At 67.9% G+C, this 18,592-nt stretch carries 12 protein-coding genes and 2 tRNA genes; 4 read left to right on the top strand and 10 right to left on the bottom strand.

What is annotated here, in order from left to right:
• Window positions 1–7 precede the first annotated feature (7 nt).
• The 3 genes from clpX to tig form a co-directional block, all read right to left on the bottom strand.
• The gene (gene clpX, locus G7Y49_RS02755; RefSeq protein WP_165170983.1) at window positions 8–1,411 is read right to left on the bottom strand and encodes an ATP-dependent Clp protease ATP-binding subunit ClpX; all 1,404 of its coding nucleotides are present in this window, start codon (window positions 1,409–1,411) and stop codon (window positions 8–10) included.
• Window positions 1,412–1,441: 30 nt separating this feature from the next.
• On the bottom strand, window positions 1,442–2,059 hold the full coding sequence (locus tag G7Y49_RS02750) for an ATP-dependent Clp protease proteolytic subunit (protein ID WP_165170981.1): 618 nt from the start codon (window positions 2,057–2,059) through the stop codon (window positions 1,442–1,444).
• 264 nt (window positions 2,060–2,323) lie between these two features.
• Window positions 2,324–3,754, bottom strand: coding sequence for a trigger factor (tig, locus tag G7Y49_RS02745; protein ID WP_165170979.1), 1,431 nt, complete (start codon window positions 3,752–3,754; stop codon window positions 2,324–2,326).
• Between the two features lie 317 nt (window positions 3,755–4,071).
• Here tig and G7Y49_RS02740 point away from each other — a divergent pair.
• Both G7Y49_RS02740 and sstT read left to right on the top strand, forming a co-directional pair.
• Window positions 4,072–4,156 (top strand) — tRNA-Leu (locus G7Y49_RS02740).
• Between the two features lie 313 nt (window positions 4,157–4,469).
• On the top strand, window positions 4,470–5,777 hold the full coding sequence (gene sstT / locus G7Y49_RS02735; RefSeq protein WP_165170977.1) for a serine/threonine transporter SstT: 1,308 nt from the start codon (window positions 4,470–4,472) through the stop codon (window positions 5,775–5,777).
• Window positions 5,778–5,931: 154 nt separating this feature from the next.
• Here sstT and G7Y49_RS02730 read toward each other — a convergent pair whose 3' ends face one another.
• The 6 genes from G7Y49_RS02730 to rpoD all read right to left on the bottom strand — a co-directional run bounded on the left by G7Y49_RS02730 (window position 5,932) and on the right by rpoD (window position 16,264).
• Entirely contained in the window at window positions 5,932–6,612 is a 681-nt protein-coding gene (locus G7Y49_RS02730) for a class I SAM-dependent methyltransferase (protein WP_241157237.1), read from the bottom strand.
• A 126-nt stretch (window positions 6,613–6,738) separates the two neighbouring features.
• Complete coding sequence (locus G7Y49_RS02725) at window positions 6,739–8,925, bottom strand: YhgE/Pip domain-containing protein (protein WP_165170973.1); 2,187 nt, start codon at window positions 8,923–8,925, stop codon at window positions 6,739–6,741.
• Window positions 8,918–11,665, bottom strand: a complete 2,748-nt coding sequence (locus tag G7Y49_RS02720; RefSeq protein ID WP_165170971.1) for a YhgE/Pip domain-containing protein — start codon at window positions 11,663–11,665, stop codon at window positions 8,918–8,920. The genes G7Y49_RS02725 and G7Y49_RS02720 overlap by 8 nt, the downstream gene beginning before the upstream one ends.
• Before the next feature lie 499 nt (window positions 11,666–12,164).
• Window positions 12,165–12,239: transfer RNA gene (locus tag G7Y49_RS02715), tRNA-Asn, on the bottom strand.
• A gap of 235 nt (window positions 12,240–12,474) precedes the next feature.
• On the bottom strand, window positions 12,475–14,850 hold the full coding sequence (locus G7Y49_RS02710; RefSeq protein ID WP_165170969.1) for a class I SAM-dependent methyltransferase: 2,376 nt from the start codon (window positions 14,848–14,850) through the stop codon (window positions 12,475–12,477).
• Window positions 14,851–15,034: 184 nt separating this feature from the next.
• Window positions 15,035–16,264: an RNA polymerase sigma factor RpoD gene (rpoD, locus tag G7Y49_RS02705; RefSeq protein WP_165170967.1), complete on the bottom strand. Its 1,230-nt coding sequence runs from the start codon at window positions 16,262–16,264 to the stop codon at window positions 15,035–15,037.
• A gap of 149 nt (window positions 16,265–16,413) precedes the next feature.
• Here rpoD and G7Y49_RS02700 point away from each other — a divergent pair, with 149 nt between their 5' ends.
• Entirely contained in the window at window positions 16,414–16,602 is a 189-nt protein-coding gene (locus G7Y49_RS02700) for a hypothetical protein (RefSeq protein ID WP_165170965.1), read from the top strand.
• Window positions 16,603–17,052: 450 nt separating this feature from the next.
• Window positions 17,053–17,277, top strand: coding sequence for a hypothetical protein (locus G7Y49_RS02695; RefSeq protein WP_165170963.1), 225 nt, complete (start codon window positions 17,053–17,055; stop codon window positions 17,275–17,277).
• Between the two features lie 102 nt (window positions 17,278–17,379).
• Here G7Y49_RS02695 and G7Y49_RS02690 read toward each other — a convergent pair whose 3' ends face one another.
• Window positions 17,380–18,567, bottom strand: coding sequence for an MFS transporter (locus G7Y49_RS02690; protein ID WP_165170961.1), 1,188 nt, complete (start codon window positions 18,565–18,567; stop codon window positions 17,380–17,382).
• Window positions 18,568–18,592 lie beyond the last annotated feature (25 nt).

The raw sequence follows: 18,592 nt of genomic DNA, 5'->3' as shown, positions 1-18,592 counted from the left end.
CGCTCCCCTACGCGCTCAGCGCGGCGAGCTCGTGCTCTTCGCCGACGTGCTCGATCACCGGCACCGTCTCGCCGGTGATGTCGCTCGCGCGCACCACGACGCGCGTGACGCCGACGTGCTCGGGCAGGTCGTACATCACGTCCATGAGCACGCGCTCGCAGATGGAGCGCAGGCCGCGCGCGCCCGTGCCGTGCTCGACGGCCTCGTGCGCGATGGCACGCAGGGCCTCCGGCTCGAACAGGAGCATGCTCTCCTCGAACTCGAACATGCGCGTATACTGCTTCACGAGCGCGTTCTTCGGCTCGACCAAGATGCGCACCAGGTCGTCCTCGGTCAGCTCCTCGAGGTTCGTGATGACCGGGATGCGGCCCACGAACTCGGGGATCATGCCGTACTTGTTGAGGTCCTCGGGCAGCACCTGCGCCAGAAGCTCGGCCTCGGCCTGCTTCTTCGACTCAGGCAGCTCGGCCACGAACCCCAGGCCCTTCTTGCCCACGCGCTGCGCGATGATGTCAGCCAGGCCCACGAACGCGCCGCCCAGGATGAACAGGATGTTCGTGGTGTCGATGTGGATGAGCTCCTGCTGGGGGTGCTTGCGCCCGCCCTGCGGCGGCACGGACGCCTCGCAGCCCTCCACGATCTTCAGCAGCGACTGCTGCACGCCCTCGCCCGACACGTCGCGCGTGATCGAGAGGTTCTCGGCCTTGCGCGCGATCTTGTCGATCTCGTCGATGTAGATGATGCCGATCTCGGCGCGCGGGACGTCGAAGTCAGCTGCCGTGATGAGCTTCAGCAGGATGTTCTCTACGTCCTCGCCCACGTACCCCGCCTCGGTGAGCGTGGTGGCGTCGGCGATGGCGAAGGGCACCTGCAGCGTGCGCGCGAGCGTCTGCGCGAGGAGCGTCTTGCCGCTTCCCGTGGGGCCGAGGAGCATGATGTTGCTCTTGGCCAGCTCCACGTCGCCCTCCTCGGCGACCGCGCCCATGGAGATGCGCTTGTAGTGGTTGTACACCGCCACGGACAGCGCGCGCTTGGCGGCCTCCTGCCCCACCACGTGCTCGCTCAGATGGGCGTAGAGCTCGTGCGGCGTGGGGAGGTCGCCTAGGAGCTCGGCCGGCGAGGGGTCGTCCTCGTCGTAGTAGGCCTCCTCGGGCACCTCCTGCGCGTGGCGGCTGTGGCGGCCGCGGCGGGCGGGCTCGGGCTCGGGAGCCGGCTCAGGCTCCTGCTGCATGAAGAAGCCCATGTCGCGCATCATGGCGTCGGCGCACACCGAGATGCACTCGTCGCAGATGTAGATGCCGTTGGGCCCCGAGATCATGGCGTTGACCTGGTTGGGGTTCTTGCCGCAGAACGCACAGAAGATGGGGTTGCCTGACTCGTCGAGGGTCGGGTTGGAACGTTGCTGGTTCATGTGATCGGTTTCCGCTCGTTGACGTGGGCGTTAGGCGCCGTGGTGGGTGATGATCTGGTCGACCAGGCCGTAGGCCTGCGCCTCTTCGGCGGTGAGCCAGTTGTCGCGCTCGCAGTCGACGTGCACCTGCTCCTGGGGCTTGCCGCAGTGCTTCGCGATGATGCCCTCGAGGCGGTCGCGCGTCTTCTTGATCTCGTCGGCCATGATCTGGATGTCGCTCTGCTGCGTGTGGCCGTCGCCGGTGCCGCCCATGGGCTGGTGCATCATGACCTGCGCGTTCGGCAGGATGAAGCGCTTCCCGGGCGCGCCGCCGGTGAGCAGCGGCACCGCCATGGAGGCCGCCATGCCCAGGCAGATGGTGGACACGTCGCACTTGACGAACTGCATGGTGTCGTAGATGGCCAGGCCCGCCGACACGCTGCCGCCCGGCGAGTTGATGTAGAGCGAGATGTCCTTCTCGGGGTCGGCGCTCTCGAGGTGCAGAAGCTGGGCTACCACCGAGTTGGCCACGTGGTCGTCGATGGGCTCGCCCAGAAAGATGATGCGGTCGTTGAGCAGGCGCGAGTAGATGTCGTAGCTGCGCTCGCCGCGCGGCGACTGCTCGATGACGTAGGGAATGAGCGCGTTGCTCACTCGTTCGATGCCCATGGTTCCTCACTTTCGTACGCTTTAGGCCCGCCCGCCGACGCGCGCGACGCGCGCAGCGCGCGCGGCTCGATGCGCGATGGCGCGGAGCGGCGCAGGTCAGACGGCAGGCCCCTCAATAGTTCACCTGACATAGTGATGGAGCGGGCGCGCATGCGCAAGACGCGAACAGGAAACGAACACAGCAGAAGGCCGTCTAGGGCAGGTGAGCGCCCCAGGCGGCCTTCGTGGCATCAGGCGTCAGACGCAGGCGCGACGGCGCCGCGGCTACTCGGCGTCGGCAGCCTCAGCGGCCTCGGCGGCCTCGGCAGGAGCGTCGGCGGCCTCCTCCTTCTTCGCCTTCTTCTTCGCGGCCTTCTTGGCCTTCTTCTCGGCCTGGGCCTGGGCGGCGTAGTCGACCTCGGTCACCTGCGCGGTGTCCATGACGTCGGTCATGGCCTTCGCGCGCACGATGCCCTCGCGGATGAGGTAGAGGCGGCCCGTCTCGCGCCACTCCTTCTCGACCTGCGCGGGGTTGTCGAGCCCGGCCTTCGCGAACTCGGCGGTGACGTCTGCGTCGGTGGCCTCGATGCCCTTGGCGCGCGCCCACGCGTCGAGCGCGAGCTGCTGCTTGGCCTCGTCAGCGGCCTGCAGCTTCACGTCGGCCTTGAACTGCTCGGCGTTCATGCCCTGCTGGGCCAGGTAGGCGTCGAAGCTCACGTTCTGGCGCTGCAGCTGGGTGAAGAAGTCCTGCAGCAGGTTGGCCTCGGCCTCCTCGGCCAGCGCCTCGGGCACCTCGCCCTCGAAGCGCTTGATGAGCTCGCTCACGCAGGCGCCCTCCTTCATGCGCGGCATGAGGTCGGCCTTCTGCGCCTCGATGGACTCGCTCACGCGCGCCTTGAGGTCGGCGGCGTCCTCGAAGCCCATGGTGTCGCGCGCCCACTCGTCGGTCAGCTCGGGGACGACCTTCTTCTTGACCACGTTCATGGTCACCTCGAAGCTCACCGTCTTGCCGGCCTGGGCGGACAGCAGGACCGACGTCTCGTCCTCGGCGACCTCGAGCGCAAACTCCTTGGACTGGCCCTTCTTCATGCCCATGATCTCGGCGTCGAACGCCTCGGAGAGCATGCCGGTGGCCGGGCCGTACAGGCGCGACTCCGTGCTGATGGCGGCGATGTCGGCGCCCTCGGCGTCGGTGGCCTTGATGGCCAGGTCGGCGTAGTTCTCGGGCTTCATCTTGGTGGCGGCGGAGGCGTCCTCGTAGGTGACGTAGTGCTCGCGCAGGGCGGTGACCTGCTCCTCGAGCTCGGCGTCGGACACGCCCGCCACGGGCAGCTCGATGGACACCGGCTCATAGGAGGTGAGCTCGACCTCGGGCTTCACCGACAGCGTGAAGTCGAAGGTGAAGGGCTTGCCCGCTTCCACCATGCCGGCGTCGCCGAACTCGGGCGAGCCGACCGGGAAGAGCTTCTCGGACTCGACGACCTGCGGGTACGCCTTGTTGATGACGTCCTCGGTCACCGTCGCCATGACGGCCTCGGCGCCGAGCGCGTTGTCGATGACCGGGCGCGGGGCGCGGCCCTTGCGGAAGCCCGGGAAGCTGTACTTCTGGGCGAAGTCTCGGTAGGTCTTCTTGACGGCCGCGTCAACGTCCTTGGCCTCGACGGTGACGGTCACCTTGATCTTGTTGTCCTCCAGGGCCTCTACTGTAATGTCCACGTATATCCTCCATCGTTTACCGTTTCTGGCGCGAATGAGCGCCATGCGCTTGCCGAGGCGCCTCGTACGCGCGCGCCGCGCATGCCAGGCGAGCGCTCGGAAGCACACCAGCTCGTGATTATCGCACATATGGCGGCTCGGTGCCATAACCTCGTCGCCCGCGTCCACAAGGTTTCTGCTATCATATACAGGCTGTCGGACGCGCAGAGGCGCTCCGGCGGCGCAGGCCGGGACGCTTCGCGCCTCGGCCCTCCGCGTCGGAGGCGCTCGCGCTCCGGGATTGCCGGAGGCGCTCGTGCCCCGGGATTGCGCGCCGTGCGGGCGTGGCGGAATTGGCAGACGCGCCAGATTTAGGTTCTGGTGGGGAAACCCGTGAAGGTTCAAGTCCTTTCGCCCGCACCATCTTTTTCTTCTTCTCAGCTGGCTTGGCCGCATTCGGCCCTCTGCAGCTGGCCGGCTGCACCACGCTCCCCTTCTCCGCAGCTGACCGGCCATGCCACGCCCCCCTTCCGCAGCTGACCCGATTGAGGGCCTTCGCGCGCCTTCGCCCGCCTTTGTCGGCTTGCTGTATGTTCACACTTTCTCCATATGGTATGATACCCGCCATTGCACAAGCTGCGACGCGCCTGAGCGCGCCCTTTTCGCCAAGTCCGGCCCCCCGGTTTTGGCAAAGACGGCGCAGGCGCGCGCGAGGGAGAGAAGGGAGACGACGGTTATGGCCGTCAAAGACATAGCAAAGAAATACAGCGAGGTCAGCCTGATCAAGCGCATCATCGTCGGCCTGGTCATCGGCGTGGTCCTCGCGCTGGCCGTTCCCCCCGCGATGGCGGGAGCCTCCGGCGCCGGCCTGGCCGCGCTGGAGGGCGTCGACACGTTCATCACGCTTCTCGGCACCCTGTTCGTGTCGGCCTTGAAGGCCGTGGCGCCGATCCTGGTGTTCTTCCTCGTCATCAGCGCGCTAGCCAACGCCAAGACGGCGGGCTCCATGAAGATGGTGCTGCTGCTCTACGTCGCCAGCACGCTCATCGCCGCCGTCGTGGCGGTCGTGGCCACCATGGTCTTCCCCATCGAGATCACGCTGGCAGTCGACCCAAACGTGGAGCAGTCCTCGCCTGACGACGTGGGCGTCGTGCTCACCACGCTGCTCACCAACGTGGTGGCCAACCCCGTCGACTCGCTGGCCAACGCCAACTTCCTCGGCATCCTCGCCTGGGCCGTCATGCTCGGCATCGCCCTGCGCGCCGCCAGCCAGAACGTGAAGGACGTGTTCTCGGCCGTGTCTGACGCGGTGTCGAAGGTGGTGCGCTGGGTGATCAACCTGGCCCCGTTCGGCATCCTCGGCCTCGTGTACACGAGCGTGTCCACCAACGGCCTGGACATCTTCGTCGAGTACGGCCAGCTCATCCTGCTGCTCGTGGGCTGCATGCTCTTCATCGCGCTGGTCACGAACCCGCTCCTGGTGTTCTCCTGCACGAGGAAGAACCCCTACCCGCTCGTGCTGCGCTGCCTGAAGGACTCCGGCATCACGGCGTTCTTCACCCGCAGCTCCGCCGCGAACATCCCGGTGAACATGGAGCTGTGCCGCAAGCTGGGGCTCGACAAGGACAACTACTCCGTCTCCATCCCGCTCGGCGCCACCATCAACATGGCGGGCGCGGCGGTCACCATCACCGTGATGTCCATGGTCGCGGCGCATACGCTCGGCATCGCCGTCCACCCGGTGACCGGCGTCATCCTCTCCGTGCTCGCCGCCGTGAGCGCGTGCGGCGCGTCGGGCGTCGCGGGCGGGTCGCTGCTGCTCATCCCGCTGGCCTGCTCCCTGCTCGGCGTCGACCCCGACGTGTCCATGCAGGTGGTCGCCATCGGCTTCATCATCGGCGTGATCCAGGACTCCTGCGAGACGGCGCTGAACTCCTCGTCTGACGTGCTGTTCACCGCCACGGCCGAGTACCGCGACCAGCTGCGCGCCGGCAACGAGGTGCACCTCGGCAAAGACGCCCCCGAAGCCGCGCAGACCGCGTAAGGGAAGAGAACGGGGTTCGGGAAGGGGCTGCAGCAGAAGGCAGCAGAAGCCCTGAGCAGCCTCTCGAACAGCCGTTTCGAGCCGCTACGTATTGAAAGGAAACGCAAGAGGCCCGCCGCATGTTGCGGCGGGCCTCTTGTTGGTGGGGCTTCTGCTACTGACCCCTCCCATCACGCGGCAGAACGATGCAGTCGTAGCGGACGGTCTTGCCGGTGATCGCGTAGGCGGGCTTGACGCCGGCCAGATGCGGGCCGCGCACGGGGCGCTTCACGATGACCTTGCGCGGGCGCGCGGCGATGGCGGCATGCAGGAGCGCCTCCTCCACGTCGCACGGGCACTCGAGGTGCTGGAAGAGCTGCATCTTCTTCTTGCTCGCCGCGCTCTTGCGCCGCGCGGGGAACATGGGGTCGAGCAGGATGAGGTCAGGCGGCGCGTCCAGGCGCGGCAGCACCTCGAGGCTGTCGCCCTCGACGAGCTCCATGCGCGCGATGGCGGGCGCGAGCCGCGGGTTCTCCCGCCCGCGGCGCAGCGCGTCGCGCAAGAGGGCCGCCACCTGGGGGTTGCGCTCGATGAGGCGCACCGAGAAGCCCGCGGCGGCGAGCAGGAGCGCGTCCTCGCCGAGGCCCGCCGTGGCGTCGACGGCCACGGGATCGGGCCCGAGGCTTCGGGGCTTCGCCGCCTTGACGAGCAGCTCGCGCCCCAGGTTCACGGGGCGGATGCGGTTGAGCAGGCGCGTGAAGTCGCCGCGCAGCACCAGGTCGCCCTCGACGAGGGAGAGCCCCCGCTCGTCTTCGACCAGCTTCGCGTTGCCCTCGACCAGCTCCAAATCGCTCACCTGCCCTTCCCTGCTCACAGCGGCGCGCGCCGCCCTCGCGACAGCGCCGCTCACACCCCAGCGCGCCGCCCCCGCCTTGGCGCGACGGCCGCCGCCCGCCAAAGCCGGGCGCGCAGCGTCGCGCCCCTACTTCACCAGCTTGGAGTCCTCGACCTTCTCAATATACCACCCCATGAACGCCGCGAGCGGCTTGCGCAGCACAAGCCCGATGAACGCCGCGGGCACGAGGAACAGCATGAGCTCGCCGAGCTGCACCCAGTAGTCGTTGCCGTAGGTGCCGAACATCGCCGCGCGCATGGCGCCCACCACGTGCGTCGCCGGGAGGAACCCGCTCAGCGCCTGCACGAACCCGGGCAGGATCTGCAGCGGGAACGACCCGCCGCAGCCCGTCACCTGGATGATGAGCAGCAGCACCGCCATGGCCTTGCCGAGGTTGGCGAACGCCGACACGAGCGCGTAGACGATCGCGGTGAACACGAGCCCCGCCACCCAGAAGCACAGCAGGTAGAGCCACGGATGCGCCACCTGCACCTGCAGGAAGAACAGGTTGCCCAAGCCCAGAAGCGTGCTCTGCAGAAGCGAGACGAACGCCATCACGCCGAAGCGGCCCAAGAGCAGCTCGCGCGGCTTCGGGTTTTCGAGGTTGGCCTGCGCGCGCGGCGACACCGTGGGCTTCACCACCACGAGGATGAGCAGCGCGCCGATGAACAGGGCCAACGTGGCGTAGAGCGGCGACATGGCCGAGCCGAAGTTCTCGGAGGGGAACACGGCCACGCGCTCGACGCCCACCGGCGCCGCGAGCGCCCGGGAGAGCCCCTGCACGTCGGAGCCGAGGACCGCGCGCAGCGCCTCGGCGTCGCCCGACGCCAGCGCCGCGTCGATGGCGTCGGCCATGCCGCGCAGCCTGCCCGCCAGATCGCCGAGGTCCGCCGCGGTGGCATCGAGCTTGCCCGCGCCGTCGCTGATCGCATCCGCCACCGACCCGGCCGAGCCCGCCAGGCTCGCGTCGATGGCGTCGAGCCTGCCCTTGCCGTCCTCCACGTACCCCGCAAACGCCGTCGCGTCGGCGGCCAGGTCATCCAGGACGGGGATGAGCTTGTCGTCGAAGGCGCGCTTCACGTCGGCGACCTTCTGCTCGGCAGACGCCGCGAGCGCCTTCACCTCGTCGCGCTCGGCCTGCACGTCGGCGTTGCCCGCCTCGAGCTTGTCCGCCGCGCTCGCGAGGCGCGCGCTCATGTCCTCGAGCAGCTCGGCCGTCGCGCGCGTCATGGCAGCGAGGCCCTGAAGCGCGCTCGCCTGGTCGGCGGGCACCACGCCGACGAGCGCCTCGAGCTCCGAGGCCGCCTTCCGGTAGAGCGCCGCCTGGTCGGCCACGGCGCCCGCCTGGGCGCGCAGGCGCTCGGCACCTGCGGCCGACTCGCTCGCCGCCGCGTCGAACAGCGCGTCTATCTGCGCCGACACCTCGCCGAAGCTCGACGCGGACGCGTCGAGCGCGTCCGAGAGCCGCTTCACCGACGCCTTGAGCGCCTCGACGAGGCTCACCACCGACGCCGTGTCCTGCGGCAGCGACGCAGCCATGCCCTCGGCCTCGGCGCGCGCGGACGCCACCAGGTCAGACGAGCTCTGCACGAGCTCGCCCGACGTCGACGCCAGCTTCCCGTAGAGCAGCAGCACGCGCGCGGCCTCGTCCATCTGCGAGGCCATCGCGCGCACGTGCCCCGAGAGCTCGCCGATGCGCCCGCCGAGGTCAGCATCGTCCGCGTAGGCGGCGAGCGCCTCGGCGATGCCGAGCGCAAGCTCGGAGAGCGTCTCGGCGAACACTTCGTTCACCTGGTACGACACCGAGTCGGCTCCCTTGTCGGTGACCTTCGGCGCAATGGCGTTCTTCTTCTCGTTGGCGTAGTAGACGATCTTGGCGTGCTGCACGTCGGCCGCGTAGAACGTGAGCATGTCGCGGCTGAAGCTCGCGGGGATGACCACGGCCGCGTAGTAGCGGCCCGACCGCGCGCCGTCGACGGCGTCGGCCTCCGAGGTGAAGACCCAGTCGATCTCGTCGTTGGCGCGCAGCGCGCTCACCACCTGCTCGCCCACGTTCACGCGCAAGGGCACCAGGTCGCTCTCGTAGCCCTCGTCGACGTTGGCCACGGCCACCTTGAGGTTGCCCGTGTTGCCGAACACGTCCCAACACGCGATCACGTTGTACCAGGTGAAGATCGACGGCATGACCACGAGCCCCACCACGATGATGATGCTCACCACGTTCGCGAACAGCCGCTTCATGTCGCTTCTGAACAGCGTCCAGACGTTACGCACGCCCCTCACCGCCCTTCGCGCCCGCGGCGCCCGCTGGCGCGGCCTGCACAGCTCCCGCGGCGCCCGCGCCCGCGCCTTCGCCTGGCTTCGCCGCCGCGCCTGCTGGCGCGGCCTGCACAACGCTCGCGGCGTCCGCTGGCGCGGCCTGCACGGCTCCCGCGGCGTCCGCGCCCGCTTCCTCCCCCGGGCGCTGCATGCGGTTGCGCGACGAGTAGAGCCCGAGCAGGCTCTCCTCGCTCATGTCCTCGAGGCTCATCTGCCGCTCGAAGCTGTAGCGCATGCTCTCCACCACCACCAGGAACACGAGCAGCGCCGCCAGCGACACGAGGCACGCCGTGAGCAGCACCACCTTCTCCGTCGGCGTGAGCGCGAACACGAGCATGAGCGTCACCGGGATGGCGACGCCCGCCGCCACCGAGCCGCGGATGAGGCGCGGGTACCAGCGCATGAAGCTCGCGTAGCGCCGCGTGATCTCGCGGCGATACTCCTCCTTGTCAGACAGCGCGCGGACGAGCTGCGAGAAGCGATAGGGGCGCACGGGGACCTCCACGTCCTCGCCGTTGAAGATGCCGCTCTGCCTGACCTGGCGCGCCACCATGTGGTTCACGTTCGCCAGAAGCGGGCGGAACACGAGCCCGAGCGCCATGAACGCCGCGAAGTAGAGCAGGAGCATGCCCACGTCATGCGCGTACTGGCTGCCGTAGAAGCCGCAGATGGACTCGCGCATGGCGCCGATGCCGTAGGTGAAGGGGAGCAGCGGGTAGACGGCCTGGAAGAAGGCCGAGGTCATCTCGACGGGGTACAGGCCCGTCGCGCCCGGGATCTGGGCGAACACCAAGATGATGCAGATGCCCTTGCCGATGTGCTGCAGGGTGACCGACAGCGCGTAGATGATGCTCAGGTACGCGAGCGACGCCACCGCCGCCGCCAGGAAGAGCGCCGGCGGGCTTTCCGCCTGGACGCCGAGCGCCAGCACGCCCGCGCAGCAGATGACCGCCTGCAGCATGGCAAGCACGGCGAACAGCGCGAAGCGGCTCAGGTAGCGCTGCGCGAGGGTGAAGTTGCGGATGCCCTCGGAGTCGACCTCCTGCCGCATGATGACCAGCAGCATGAACGCGCCGATCCAGAACGTCAAGTTCATGAACAGGGGCGCCATGGCCGACCCGTAGGCGTTGAGCGGGTAGAGCTGCACGGTCTCCACCTCGGTCGGCGCGCCCATGAAGCTGGCGATCTTGCCCGCGTCGAGGCCGTCCTCGCCGAAGATCTCGCTGAGCGCGTCGGCGCTGCCGAGCGCCGTCACGTCGGTGCGCACGAGGTCGAGCCCCGCCTCGAGGTCCCCGAGCAGGCCGTCGGTGGCGCCCACGGCCTCGCGCGCGCTCTCGAGCGTGGACGTGAGCTGGCCGAGCACAAGCCCGATCTGGTCTGTGACCACCCGCTCGCCTGAGAGCGCGCCCTCCAGCGAGGCCGTCGCGGCGGCGAGGCGCGAAAGGCCCGCGCTGACCTGGGGGATGGTCGAGGTGAAGAGCGCGTTCGCGTACGCGTCGGCGCTGGCCACGGCGCCCTGCACGGCCGCGTCGAAGGATGCCGCCGCGTCCGCGACGGCCTGGGAGGCGCCCTCGGCGTCAGCGCTCAGCGCCTCGAGGTCAGCCACGAGCGCGCGGGCGCGGGCGTTGTCCTCGTCGAGGCGGTCGGCCAAGGACGTGAGCGCGGCCTTCCCTTCGGCGTCCTTGCCGTCATCGGGCAGCGCGTCGGCAAGCGCGCGCACGTGGCGGGCGAGCGCCTCGCCTTCGCCCACCACCGCGTTCGCCTGCGCAAGCGCCACGCCCACGCTCGCCGACGCGCCCTCCGCGTTGCCGGCCATATCCCTCATCGCCTTGCTCGCCTGCGCCGACAGGCTCGACATCGCCGCAAGGCCCTCGCCCACCGCGGGCAGCGCGTCGGCCGAGAAGCCCGAGAGCGCGTCCTGCATCTGCGCAGCTTGGGCCGACATCCGAGCGAGCGCCGTGGCGGCCAGGTCCATCTCGGCGCGCACGTCGGCGAGCACGCCGCGCGCGTCCTCCGTCCGCGCGAGCGCGGCGTCGGTGGCGCCTGACACGCCGGCAAGCGTCTCGCGCGCCCCGCCGATCACCGAAACGGCCTCGCCGAGCTTGCCGAGCGCCTGCGTGCGCGACTCGTCAACCGCCGCGCGCGACTCGCCGGCCGCGGCGTCAAGCGCCTCGACTGCCGCGTCGGTCACGGTCGAGACGAACGCGGAGTTGATGGTCTCGTCAAGCGTGGTGGCGCCCGTGTCGGTGATCTTGGGCGCCACGGGCCCGAGCTTCTCGTTCACGTAGTAGAGGAGGTTCGGCTGGGTGAAGTCCCCCGTGGTGAGGGTGAGCAGGTTGGCGGTGAAGTCCTCGGGGATCACGAACACCGCATAGCTCGCCCCCGACTCAAGCTCCGCCATCGCCATGTCGCGGTCGACGAACGCCCAGTCCAGCTGGTCGTTCTCGCGCAGCTTCTCGACGATCATGTCGCCGACGCGCACTTGCCCGGTCAGCTCGCTCGAGCCTCCAACGTCCTCGTTCACCACGTCGACGCGCAGCTGGCTCGTGTTGTCGTAGGGGTTCCAGAAGCCGACGACGTTGTACCACGTGTACACCGACGGCAAGACGAGGAGGGCCATCACCACCACGAGGGCCGCCGGCGCTTTGACCAGGCGCACGATGTCGCGCCCGAGCACTCGCAACACGTTCCCCATGCGCAACGGTCCTTTCTCCCCAACTGTTGAATTACTTATCGCGCTATTGTATGCCATTTCGGGTTGACGCGTCACGTTCGTTATCGTTTCGTGCGCTTTGGCCACATACGAGCGCAGCCGTTCGCGCCATCATGCCTTTGGCCGCATGCGTGCGCAGCCGTTCACGCCATCGCACCTTTGGCCGCATGCGTGCGCAGCTTCCCCGCATCTTCGGCTTCGCGAGCCTCTAGCACCGACAACGCCCTCTTTTCATCCACGACTCCGAGAAGCTGGATGGAAAACGCCCGTTATCGGCGATTCGGGCCCCGAAAACCACCGACAACGGCGCTTTCGCATCCACTTTTCTCGAAAAACCACCGATAACGGGCATGTTTCATCCAGAATCACCTGAGGGGTGGATGGGAAAGCGCCGTTGTCGGCGGATTGCCACCAGGGGCGGGAACTTGCACTCGACAGCAAGAAATCAGCGCCCAAAAACGGGCGCTGACCTGAAGTTTTATGGCTCCCCGGGTAGGATTCGAACCTACAACCCTCCGGTTAACAGCCGGATGCTCTGCCGTTGAGCTACCGAGGAATGTAGCTGCTGGAACGCTCATGTCCCAACGCGCAAGAAAGAATTATACCGAAACGCGCGCGCTGCGCAAGACCCTATTTTCCCCTTTCGGTGAAAAATCTCCACGTCGAAAGGCCGCGCGAAGCTTCGCCCGAGCTTCTCATGCCCAGCACGCACAGGCGCTGCGATCACTTCGAGGAGCTACCTGCAGGATTTCACAGCGATTCTCGCAGAAATCCCGCAGGCAAAGGCGCGCTTAAGCGCGGCGCACCAGGTAGCACTGGTGGATGCGCGGGTTGCGCTCGAAGTCGTGCGGGATGGTGTCGGCCGTCATGTCCTCGATCTCGACGCCGTAGCGCTCGAGCTGCTCGCGATCGGGCTTGAAGGTGCGCAGGTTGCACGAGAACACCGCGGCGCCCCCGCGCGCGAGCAGGCGCGACACGCCGATGAGCAGCTCCACGTGGTCGCGCTGCACGTCCCACGTGCGCTTCCCCATGGCCTTCGAGTTCGAGAACGTGGGCGGGTCCACGAAGATGAGGTCGAACTCCTCGCGCGCCCGCCGCGCCGCGTGGATCCACTCCATCACGTCGGCGCGCACGAAGGCGTGCTCGCGCCCCGAGAACCCGTTGAGCTCCATGTTGCGGCGCGCCCAGTCGAGGTAGGTCTGCGAGAGGTCCACCGTGGTCGTCTCAGCCGCGCCGCCCGCCGCCGCGTGCACCGTCGCCGTGCCCGTGTAGGCGAACAGGTTCAAGAAGCGCGCGCCGCGGGCCTCCTCGCCCACCATGCCGCGCGTGACGCGGTGGTCGAGGAAGATCCCCGTGTCAAGGTATCCCCCCAGGTCGATCTCAAGCGTGAGGCCCGCCTCCTCGGTGTAGGCCACGTACGAGCGGCGATGCGCGCCCTGGTACTGCGAGCCGCCCTTCGAGCGCGTGCGCACCTTCGAGAACACGTGGTCGGGGCGCACGTCGAGCACCACCGGCACTACGGCGAGCACGTCGTCGAAGCGACGGCGGGCCACCTCGGCGTCAACCGAGGAGGGCGCCTGGTACTCCGCCACGTGCACGTAGGTCTTGCCCGCCGAGGCGCCCGCGCCCTCGTACACGTCGATGGCCGCGTTGTAGTCGGGCAGGTCGGCGTCATAGAGGCGGTAGCACGAGATCCCCTCGCATCGCGCCCACTTGCGCCGCTCGCGCGCCACCTTGCGCAGGCGGGCGGCGAACTGGGCGGCCTGCTCGTCGTTCACCTCCACCACGTGGTCGGCCCCGCCGTGGGCGTCGGGCAGCGTGATGCTCGCGAGCGCGCGCGGCGGCTGGTCGAACACCTCAAGCGTGCCCTCGATGCGCCCCACTCCCGTAACCTGGACGCACGTCGGCTCCACGCCGAAGCGTCCCGCGAAGCCGCGCGTGCCCACCGCAGCGAACACCGAGCCTGCCGGCGCCCCCTTGGCAGCCGCCATGAAGGCCGCCTCCTCCGCGACGGCGCGGGCATCGCCCTCGTCGCGGTCGATCGGCGCGGCGTTCACCACGAGCAGCGCCGGGACGGCAGGCGCCGACGTCCCTTCGGCAGCCCCGTCAGGCAGCGCCACGTCGGCCTCCTTACCGCCTGCCACGTCCGCGCGGCAGCGGCTCACCACGCCTGCGAGGCGGCGCTCCACCGCAGCCGCGTCGTCGAGCGAGGCGGCCTCCACGCTCGCCACGGCGCGCAGCCCCGCGTTGCGCAGGTGGGCGCGCGCCCTCGAGATAGCCGGCGAGGACGTCGAGAGCCCCACCACGCGCACGTGCGCCGGGTCGGGGATGCCGAGCGGGCCCTCGGAGCTCGAGTTGGCCAGCAGCCGCTCCAGGCCGCGCTCGAGGCGCTCGTCAGCGCGCGCGAGCTCGTCGTTCCACGCGTCGTCGTCATGCCGCGCCCAGCCGTAGAAGCCCCAGCGCTCGCGCAGGAGCCCCGGCGCCGCGTCGGCGGCCATGCCCGCCGCCTCGCACACCGCGAACCCCGCGTCGCACGCCGGGTCGAGCACGCCCCAGCCCTCCGCGAGGCGCGCGGGCGCGCCCGCCGCCACGAGCATCCCCGCCGCACGCGCGCAGGCGAGCGGCGCATCCTCCCCGTCGCGCCCGTCGAAGTACGTGCGGTGGTAGAGCGACTCGCCCGCCAGGTCGACCGAGATCGTGGCGCGGCGGTCGCGCACGCGCACGTCCACGAGCAGGTCGGCATCGTGCGGGCTCACGTTCGGCCGCTCGCCGGTCCGCGCGCGCAGGCGGTCGCACAGGGCGTCCTTCACCTTGAGCGCCGTGAACTGGGTGTTGCGCAGCTCGGCGTTCGTGCCGAAGGCGCGCACGGCCACGCTCGCGCCCGGCGCCAGCACGTCCTCCCACGGCAGGTCGTAGACGCCCGCATACAGAAGCTCGGCGTCGCCCGCGTTCACGCGGCCCACCACCGCCGTCACGCGCGAGGCCACGCGCGACCACAGGCACACGCGCTCGGCGTCAATCGGGCGCCCGAGGAAGGCCGCGCCGCCCTTGAGCGGGCGGATGCTGCGCACGCGCAGCGCTCTCAGCTCGTCAGCCAAGGCCGCCTCGAAGCCCGCCAGGCAGCTGGCGAAGAACTCGATTTTGTTGTCGCGATCGCGGACCGTCATGCGTCTCCCCACCTCGTGTCGTATGCCCTGCAGCGACCCCCCGCGAGGAGGGGTTGCAAAGCCGCCCTCACAGGCAAGGACCCCGCCCCTGCCGCCCAGCTCGCGGGTCTCCCCGTCGGGCAGCGAGGACGAGGTCCTTGCCTTGCCGAAGCGCCAAAAGCCGTTCTCGGCTGATTTCGGCGCGCTAGTCCTCCAGATAATCCTTCAGCTTCGAAGAGCGCGAGGGATGGCGCAGCTTCGCGAGCGTCTTGCTCTCGATCTGGCGGATGCGCTCGCGCGTCACGCCGAACTCGCGCCCGACTTCCTCGAGCGTGCGCGGATGCCCGTCCTCGAGCCCGAAGCGCAGGGAGATCACCTTGCGCTCGCGCTCGGCCAAGCCGTCGAGCACCTTGCCGAGCTGCTCCTGAAGCATGGAGAAGGACGCGGCGTCAGGCGGCACCACGGCGGCGTCGTCCTCGATGAAGTCGCCGAGCTGGGAGTCCTCCTCCTCGCCGATGGGCGTCTCCAGGCTGACGGGCTCCTGCGAGATCTTCTGGATCTCGCGCACGCGCTCGGCGGGAAGCCCCATCTCCTTGCCGATCTCCTCGGGGGTTGGCTCGCGCCCGAGCTCCTGCAGGAGCTGGCGCTGGATGCGCACGAGCTTGTTGATCGTCTCGACCATGTGCACGGGGATGCGGATGGTGCGCGCCTGGTCGGCGATGGCGCGCGTGATGGCCTGGCGGATCCACCACGTGGCGTACGTGGAGAACTTGAAGCCCTTCGTGTAGTCGAACTTCTCGACCGCGCGGATGAGGCCCAGGTTGCCCTCCTGGATCAGGTCCAGGAACAGCATGCCGCGACCCACGTAGCGCTTGGCGATGGAGACCACCAGGCGCAGGTTCGCCTCGATGAGCTGCTGCTTCGCGTCAAGGCCCACCTGCTCGATGCGCGAGAGGCGGCGCTTCTCGCGGCGGTCGAGCTCGACGCCCTCGTCCTCGGCGCGCTCAAGCTCCTCGGTGGCGGCCACGCCGGCCTCGATCTTCATGGCAAGGTCGATCTCCTCGGCTGCGGTGAGCAGCGGGACCTTGCCGATCTCCTTCAGGTACATGCGCACCGGGTCGCCCGTGAGCATGGTGACGTTGGCATCGGCCGTGCGCTTGCGCACCCTCGACTTCGCGCGCGCGCTCACCTTCGGCAGCGCCGGCGCGTCCATGGTGGCCTTGAGCTCCTCCTCGGGAATGCCCTCGAGCAGGTCCTCCTCAGATTCAACTCCCACTTCGAGCTTGTCGTCGGCAAGGCTGTCGGCATGGCTCTCGATCGCCTCGGTTGCGGGAGGCTCGATGTCCGCAACGTCCTCGTCCTCGATGACTTCCTCGACGACGTCTTCGGCGACCTTGGTTTCTTGCGTAGATTTCTTCGATGAGGCCTTTGCCACGCGATCTTCCTTTCTATGAAGGGCGCCCTATGGGCATAGCTTCGCCATTATGGGCGCAAAGATTCAGCAAATTAGGATACACCTCCCAGCGCCCAAGTTCAAGACCCATCCCGCGTGCGGTAAGAAACGGACGCCGTCCAAGCATCCAGATGCTCAGCCAGATCGACCGCTTCGCAGATGCCGTGCAAGACCTCGCCCGAAGCACGGGCAAGCCCCTTGAGGAGGTGCGAGCCGCCGCCCTTCTATCCCCCGCCTACGAGGTGCTCTACGACTTTGACACAGGTCTCTGGCAAGAGGGCCCCGACTTCTTCGCATCGCTGATCGACCTCGATGCGTAGGATCCGAGCCAAAAGGTCTCTTTGGCGCCCTTTCGAAGGATCCAGCTCTGGGCGTAGCGCGTTCGCGCGGTCATCTCACTTGCGACTAGATCCTTCGGCTCCGCGCCCTGCGGACGCTCCGCTCAAGATGACAGAGGATGCCCCTGGAAGACCGGAGCGAGAGAGACGCACCCGAGCCTTTCGGCTGCCTGGCAACGCGGCGCAGCAGGCAACAGGGGACCGCATGCAGAATTTCTGCGTGATTTTGCCAGAAATCTTCAGATGTTTGTCTCCTTCGCGTCCCCAAACGAGCCTTTGCAGCGACAGTGCATCCTTCATCAAAACTCGACCTGGGGTTTTGTCGGCCCCAGAGCGCATGAGCCGATAAAATGGTAGTTGCTGGGAGCTTGAGAGGGCAAACATCTGAAGATTTCTGCCAAAACGACCCGTGAAAAATGCAAGGGACTTCCCATGAGCAAGAAAAGGCAGATGACCCCCTCGCAGAAGGCGGCGGCGCGCTGGGACGAGGACGAGCGCCCCGCGTCGGGAAGCTCGAAGAGAGCGAAAGGCGCCCAGCCCACGCCGTCTGACGACGCCTCGCCGTTCAGCCTGCAGAACGTGGTGATCCCGCTCATCCTCATGGGCGCCGCCACCGCCTTCGGATTCCTCATGCTGGGGAGGCAAGGCTTGCTCTAGCGAGGCGCGGGGACGCAGGAGACGCGTCATGCGAGCCGGCCGTGCGACCCAGAGCGCCCAAGAAGGACGCCCGCGCTCATTCCCGCCCGGCTTGCCGTTGGGCTATCGGATCAGGCGGTAGTAGATCGTTGTCGCGAATGCGATGAGCGCGCAGGCCACGTACATCACCTCGTAGCCGCAGCTTGACACCAGAAACCCCAGGACGAACGGCCCGATCCCGCACCCTGTGTCGCACAGGATGAAGAACGTGGACACTGTGAGCGAGGTGCTCGAGCTCGTCGATATCTTCACGGCGGCAGCCTGCCCTACGGACATGCACGTTCCGAATCCGGTGGCCATGAACACGCCGCACGCCAAAAGCGAGAGGGGGTCTCGCGCAAACGCAACCAAGATCAAGCCGGCCCCCATCGAGGCGATCGACGGATAGAGGATGACATCTTCCCCGTACCGGTCCATCAGCTTGCCCGTCACCGGCCGGATCAGCAGCAGCACCGCCGCATAGACCAAAAACACGAACGGAGCGAAGAGCCCCAAGCCAAGCTCATCGGCATAGCTTTCGACGAACGCATTTATCGATGAGTACGCGAACGCGATGAGAAACATGAAGAACGAGAACTTCACCGTGGAGGAGTCTACGATCGGAGCCTTCCTTGCGCGGATCGAAGCGATCGACCTCCCCTTTGCAGCCGCCGGCTCGCGATACGTCCGCAGCAGAACCAGCGAGAGCGCCGACAGCACGAGGCAGATCGAGAAGAGGACGCTGTAGTCTATTCCAACTACGATCAAGACCGACATCAGGGGGCCTATGCCGATCCCCAGCGTATTCGACAGCATGAAGTAGCCCGTGCCCTCACCGAGGCGCCCGGCAGGAAGCCCGTCTATCGCCAGCGCAGGCACGACCGTGTTGGCAACCCCGAAAGCCACGCCATGCAAGAGACGCACGGCCAGGAGGAACGATATCCCCACGAACTCCATGAAGTAGAGGGCCACCGCCACGGTCTGCAACGCGAGAAAAGCCAAGCCGATCTGCCTCAGCGAGAACCTGCATTCCAATCGAACGCACACCACGCGCCCCGCTATGCCCCCGACGAGGAAGACAGATGCGGTGAGGCCGGCAAGCGCGGGGTCCACGCCGTACAGGGTTGCTGCGTGAAGGGCCATGGTCGTCATGAGGAGGAAGTAGATGACCACGAGAGACAGGTTGCATGCAAACAGTCTGACGAAGCCGGACGTGAAGATGGGGCTGCTCTTTGCGCGCCCGTTTGCGTACCCGTTTGCGTGCCCGTCCATGTGCTTTCCCCTTCAGAAGAGGCTT

Origin of the sequence: Adlercreutzia sp. ZJ242, from assembly GCF_011038995.1 — a bacterium.
GTDB lineage: Bacteria > Actinomycetota > Coriobacteriia > Coriobacteriales > Eggerthellaceae > CAAEEV01.
The sequence above is the reverse complement of the archived record's forward strand: the minus strand, read 5'-3'. Positions and strand labels throughout refer to the sequence as shown.